Raw genomic sequence first — 5,076 nt, forward strand, 5'->3', positions numbered from 1 at the left:
CTTCGACCTGAGTTCGGCACTCACTGAAACACTATCACCCGAAACCTAGCTGGCCGCGGCCCTCACCGGAGGGTTACGAAAGAGCGATAGCAGCTTTCCCGGGAGACAAGCGCTCAGAGTGGGGCCCCAAAAGAGGGGAACTATATCGCAGTCCGAACGGAGACGCGTGGTTCCTCGGGCGCGAGCCGACAGGTGGAAATGCGTTCATTATCCATCAGCCGAATGCGCCTTCCGGCGGGCGGCTGTCGCACATTGTCCGCGCCGGCGCTCCGACGGCCGGGAAATTTCACGGGTGGCCGCGCTGCATCGGCATTGGATCAGACGGCGAGCCATAGAGCCATCGCAACCAGCACCACAACAAGCAAAGCGTATTCGAGTTTGTGGTTGTAGGAACTGAGAGATCTCCTGTTCGATATCATGTCAATTCCCCTTGGCTGAATTTCCGGCAGCGCGTACACGAAGCGCTGGGCCGGGATGACCCGTTAGAAGGTCTACTGCGCTGGCTGCCACCTATCGGCATGGGGCTGATCCTGCGGCTTCTCTCCGGGGCTTGAGCACTGGGAATTTATGTCGGGGCACGCATTCCTGGCGACGTCAGCCACTTATTGACTTCGGTGGCCGCATCTATCTGGACTGCCTTTCGCAAAAGCTCGTCACGACGGATGCTGGGCGGCATGCCGTCAGCCTGTTTACGCAAGTTGATTGCCTCTTGCGCTAAGCGAAATTCGAAGGTTGATGAGGAGGACTTGAAACGTCGCCGATTTAGCATGGCGGTGCTCCCTGTTCGATTGGGCGGGAGCGCAATTGGCGGTCTCGTCACCGATAGAAGCCATGAGCCGCGCGGTGATGCGAGTGATTGGACACCTTTTTCATCGGGGAGTCGACATAATTCGCATCAGGCGCTTCGAATGGTCACATCGGACATCGAAGCAAGTAAAGCAGGGCGCTATTCCCTTCGATCTGAGCCGTCTCCCGCGAAGTCTCCTGGCCGCTCATCAGAAGCATGTCGTCGTCCCAGACCTGCCACTCCCACTTCTGCGGGAGAAGAGCGATCAGCCTCACGTCAAGCATACGCCGCATTGAGGGAAATTTGGCCATACAGCCTCTATGCGCTCCTGACCGTCAACATTCCAGTGGTCTATAGCAGCCTTCGGGCATTTCGACCCCCGAGCCTACGAGGCTGGCCGCGCGTTGATCCTTGCGAGCTCTCGACGCTCGTCATCCGATAACCGCCAACGCTTGCACTGCCCGCAGAGCTGCCTAAAGATGTCATACAGTTTGCTTCGCGCAACTTCGACGACCTCGGTGTCGTCAAATTCGCGGGAGTTCACAAAGACTGGCAATGAAAAACGGATCTGACCGCTCTCGAACTGAAACGCCAAGCGAACGTCCTCACCTCGTTCGTTGGGCGAAACCATCTCGATGCGCGCGATCTTGATCTTGAACTTGTCCATCGCGTCACCTCCCTGGAAGGCCGCTGAATACCATTTTGGCACACAACCGCGAAATGGGTATTGACCGATGGATAGTGAGGTGGACTCCAACCGTCGTAGAGGACCACGAAGTGTGGGAGTCGCGCTAGATTTGGCTGGCTCCATCCTTAAGTTGATTTTTTCAGCATCCTAATTTCGCTTTTGAACCAAGCAACCGCCATGGCATTAGGACGTTCATGGCTGAGTCATTCGGCACCGAATTTACAATTGTTGAAGTAACGGCCGATGATGCGGTGACCCGCCCGACCAAGCAACTTTGGGTCGCTGCAGCTAAACCGAGCCAAGCGCTTACCCTGGTTCTGACAGCGGTTCCAGAAGGCTGGACAGCGGAGCTTGCGACTCGACACCTGACCCGCCAGCAGTTGAAAGAGCTCCAAAACCTACACCTCACGCCTGGCGAAGTGCACAAGCTGTGGATGTAAGGGCCGCCTCAGTCGGCACATTCGGCCGCCGAGCCCGCGTTCCTTGCTAAGTAACGAGCCAATAGACCCCCGCGGCCAAAATGAGCGCGAGAAGCGTAGTGACCGCCGCGATCAGCGCCCAATCCCGTTTCGTGAGCAATTCGTATTCGAACATCTTATACGGAAGACCTTCGGTCCCGTCTGGAAGCGCCGCCTGCGCAGCGTGTTTTTCATCGCGAGTTCCGTCTTTAGGCGCCGGGGGTTAAAGGACGCCCCCCCGGTCGCATCCAACGGAGCGGGCGAGGGTGTTGCAATCCCTGAGAAAAACGGCCCAGCGTTGCAGCTGAGCCGTCAACTTGGTGGTGACAGGTTTTCTTCCGGCGGGGGCTAAGGGGGCTGTGGCCGAAAGCCGAGACTCGACGATCACGGACCGATTTGGTTCCTATCTAGTGAGACGTCGTAAACCGCCCGATGCCGGGCGGCGCGCGCCGGCAGATCAACAACGAATGCGGCTGTGATGGAAGTTAACTTGCGCGCCCTGGCCGAAAGATAATGGCTACCAGGAAACCTCTCGGTTCAAATTCGACATCACCAACTGAAGATCGATCGAGCTAAGAAAGTCGTGCAATGGCGGCGGTCCCATAAAGCCCATCCGTCCGCCAGCATCCCAAACGACGACGGCAAAACCCTGCAGCCCCGCTGCATGCGCCCGCCGCTCCATCGCGATCAACTCTTGCGATTGAACAGATTGCGGCTGGCCACCAAACGAGCTTTCCACTGGGAAAATAATCAAGTCCTGCCCCTGCTCATGCAAGTAGGCGACTTTGTAAGTGGGCATCGTTCTACCCTCAGGTTTGGGGAATGGTTTCAGCTCCCCCTCTTGGAGTCTAGCGACTCAATTTGGAACCGATTCGGGCGCGTTCGCAGCGGCAGCACACTGTTCGGGCACCCCATGGCGGACACGTCGTCGCGCATTCGCGATCCGCGCGTCTCGTGCTCTCTTTCGGCGCCTTTAAACGCGCTGTCGCTTCGTCCTGCTGCACCTGGGGCCCCGTCGGCTCGCGGCGGCGCTCTGCCCCGGCCGCATCTCGACATTCCGCGACCCTTGGCGGCGTTGCGCACCAACGGGCGCCAGATAATCCGGAAAGACCCCGGCAGCGGCGGCAGGTCGCCGAGATAACGATTGACGACCCGGAACAGTGCGCGGATCGCCTCTCGGTTGGTCGTGCTCGAATAAGTGCACATCAGCGATCCTTAGCGTTCGCCCGGCCACCAGATCGACGGCGGATCCTGGGCGGAGATCTTCGTCGCCCGGATCGCGACCAGGTGACTGCGCTTGTAGGGATAGCCGCGCTCCTCCGAGCACAGCTTGCAGCGCATGTAGCGCTCGAGCTCGTGGACCGGCGTCGTCTTCGGCCGCCGGACGATATCCAGCGCCACCGTCTGGTGCGTGTTGCAGCCCAGGCATTTGACCTCGAGGTACAGGTAGCCGGCATTGATCGCGTCCCCGAGCGTGGGGGAGGGCTGGGCAGGGCCCTGGAAGGCGAGCATGCGCTTATTCCAGGCCTCACAGGCCAGCTTGTCGGCCTGTGTGCGGACTTCTACCGCGCGCTCCGCTGAGGCGCGTACAGAGGCGCCGTAGATGCTCTCTCGGACTTCGTACCCATGCCTCAGCATTGCGCCCGCGCGGCGCCAGAGCAAGCCGCTAGGGCCTGTGGATTGACAAGTGACGCAACAAAGCTTGGCACCCTTAACATGTGTGATTGTACCAGCAGATCGCGACGACAAGTCGCTACTAGGTTTGGCGCTAGCGTCGATTTGGGAAGAAGCGATGATCAGCGAGGAGTTTAACAAGGAGACTCTAGCCGCGACGGATTTGGCGCTAGAGCGGGCAATGAGCGCCCCGCAATGAGGTGGAGTGCAAGCGCTTCAAGGCCCGGCCGAGCCTAAACTTCCCAGGGTTCTTCCCGGACAGGTGCTGATCCTCTGCCTCATCGCCTCGTCGGGCGTCAGCCTCTCGGCAGATTGCGCTGAGTATCGGCATGTCCGTCCAGGAACCGCGGACGCCGAGCTACGTTTCGTCCCCATCAACATAGGGAGAACGTTATGCGTTCGGCTGTCCTGGTTCTGGCCATTTTGCTGGCCGAGACTGCACTATCTTTTGCATAGGGCCACATGGGCACCCCACAAGAACAACAGGCCTGCCGGCGAGATGCGCAGCGAGACCGGTACGAGGCGGCCTTGATCGACCTCATTAACGAGAAGCGCGCCGGCAAGCCGATCACGCCCAAGGAGCGGCCACGCGGCGAGAACGTCGTCGACCTGATGGAGGCGCTGCGGCGCAGCGTCGGCAAAGAAGCGGAGCCGGCGAAGGCTGCCAAACCGGCCAAGAAGCCGCGAAAGGCGACGGCTGGCCAGAAGGAAATGCTGATGCCAATCCAAGGCAAGAAACCGGCGAAGGAGACGGCCGCGAAGAAGCCGACGAGCAGGCAGCAGCGAAAGTCGGCCTGACGCCAGAGTAGGAGAGCCGCATGGACATGAAAGAAGCCTCGGCAATGACGGAAGCTTCCGGACTGATCAACGAGGACGGCGTAGAGCAGACTGCGGAAGTGCGGCGGCGACCGCCTCAGTCGCCTTCACAGGATGCCGCGATGCGCTGGGCCGATCGGCTGCGCGAGATCACCATGAACGCTCCGTTGCAGTCGCTCTTCGCTGCCTTCCTGCTTGGGGTCTGGGTCGCTCGCCGGCGGTAGGAGACTCCGCGAGCCTGCACGCCTCATGGTCAGGAAGCTCAAGACATTTCAGACGTCGCTCGGCTTCTTCGATCTCGCGATCGCGGCGCCTTCGATGAAGGCGGCGCTCGAGGCCTGAGAAGCCGGCAGCAATCTTTTCCACCAGGGCATCGCCAAGGAGACGCACGATCCGGACGTCATCGCCGCGACGATGTCCAAGCCGGGCGTGGTGCTCAAGCGCCCCGCTGGATCTAACGGGCGCTTCGCCGAGCACTCCGATCTCCCTTCGGATTGGGATCTGGCGAGAACGGAGCTCGCCGGGAAAGGCGTCGGCCGACGCGGGCGAAGCGAACCTCTCCCAAGATCAGCGAAGGCGACGCGCGAAAGGCCGCCGCCGAATTCGAGAAGGAGCAGAAGCGCCGCGACGCCGAGCGCCGGCGCGAAGAGGCC

General features: G+C 60.5%; 5 protein-coding genes and 2 pseudogenes. 4 read left to right on the forward strand and 3 right to left on the reverse strand.

Features of this window, described 5'->3' with window-relative positions; translation table 11 throughout:
* Nucleotides 1–1,172: 1,172 nt before the first annotated feature.
* Complete coding sequence (locus AC5ZG1_RS43430; RefSeq protein ID WP_456647136.1) at nucleotides 1,173–1,454, reverse strand: hypothetical protein; 282 nt, start codon at nucleotides 1,452–1,454, stop codon at nucleotides 1,173–1,175.
* A 215-nt stretch (nucleotides 1,455–1,669) separates the two neighbouring features.
* Here AC5ZG1_RS43430 and AC5ZG1_RS43435 point away from each other — a divergent pair, with 215 nt between their 5' ends.
* Nucleotides 1,670–1,915, forward strand: a complete 246-nt coding sequence (locus tag AC5ZG1_RS43435) for a hypothetical protein (RefSeq protein WP_456647137.1) — start codon at nucleotides 1,670–1,672, stop codon at nucleotides 1,913–1,915.
* Nucleotides 1,916–2,450: 535 nt separating this feature from the next.
* On the opposite strand, the gene AC5ZG1_RS43440 is transcribed toward AC5ZG1_RS43435, so the two are convergent.
* Together AC5ZG1_RS43440 and AC5ZG1_RS43445 are read right to left on the reverse strand one after the other, a co-directional pair.
* Complete coding sequence (locus AC5ZG1_RS43440; protein WP_456647138.1) at nucleotides 2,451–2,732, reverse strand: hypothetical protein; 282 nt, start codon at nucleotides 2,730–2,732, stop codon at nucleotides 2,451–2,453.
* Nucleotides 2,733–3,148: 416 nt separating this feature from the next.
* Nucleotides 3,149–3,571: a hypothetical protein gene (locus AC5ZG1_RS43445; RefSeq protein ID WP_496136480.1), complete on the reverse strand. Its 423-nt coding sequence runs from the start codon at nucleotides 3,569–3,571 to the stop codon at nucleotides 3,149–3,151.
* 546 nt (nucleotides 3,572–4,117) lie between these two features.
* Here AC5ZG1_RS43445 and AC5ZG1_RS43450 point away from each other — a divergent pair.
* From AC5ZG1_RS43450 to AC5ZG1_RS43460, 3 genes and pseudogenes are all read left to right on the forward strand, one after another.
* Nucleotides 4,118–4,405 (forward strand): annotated as a pseudogene (locus AC5ZG1_RS43450) (non-homologous end joining protein Ku); the annotation flags it as partial.
* Nucleotides 4,406–4,425: 20 nt separating this feature from the next.
* The gene (locus AC5ZG1_RS43455; RefSeq protein ID WP_456644930.1) at nucleotides 4,426–4,647 is read left to right on the forward strand and encodes a hypothetical protein; all 222 of its coding nucleotides are present in this window, start codon (nucleotides 4,426–4,428) and stop codon (nucleotides 4,645–4,647) included.
* 25 nt (nucleotides 4,648–4,672) lie between these two features.
* Nucleotides 4,673–5,076, forward strand: a pseudogene (locus AC5ZG1_RS43460) (cell envelope biogenesis protein TolA); the annotation flags it as partial.

It is taken from the genome of Bradyrhizobium sp. Leo78 (genome assembly GCF_059512425.1).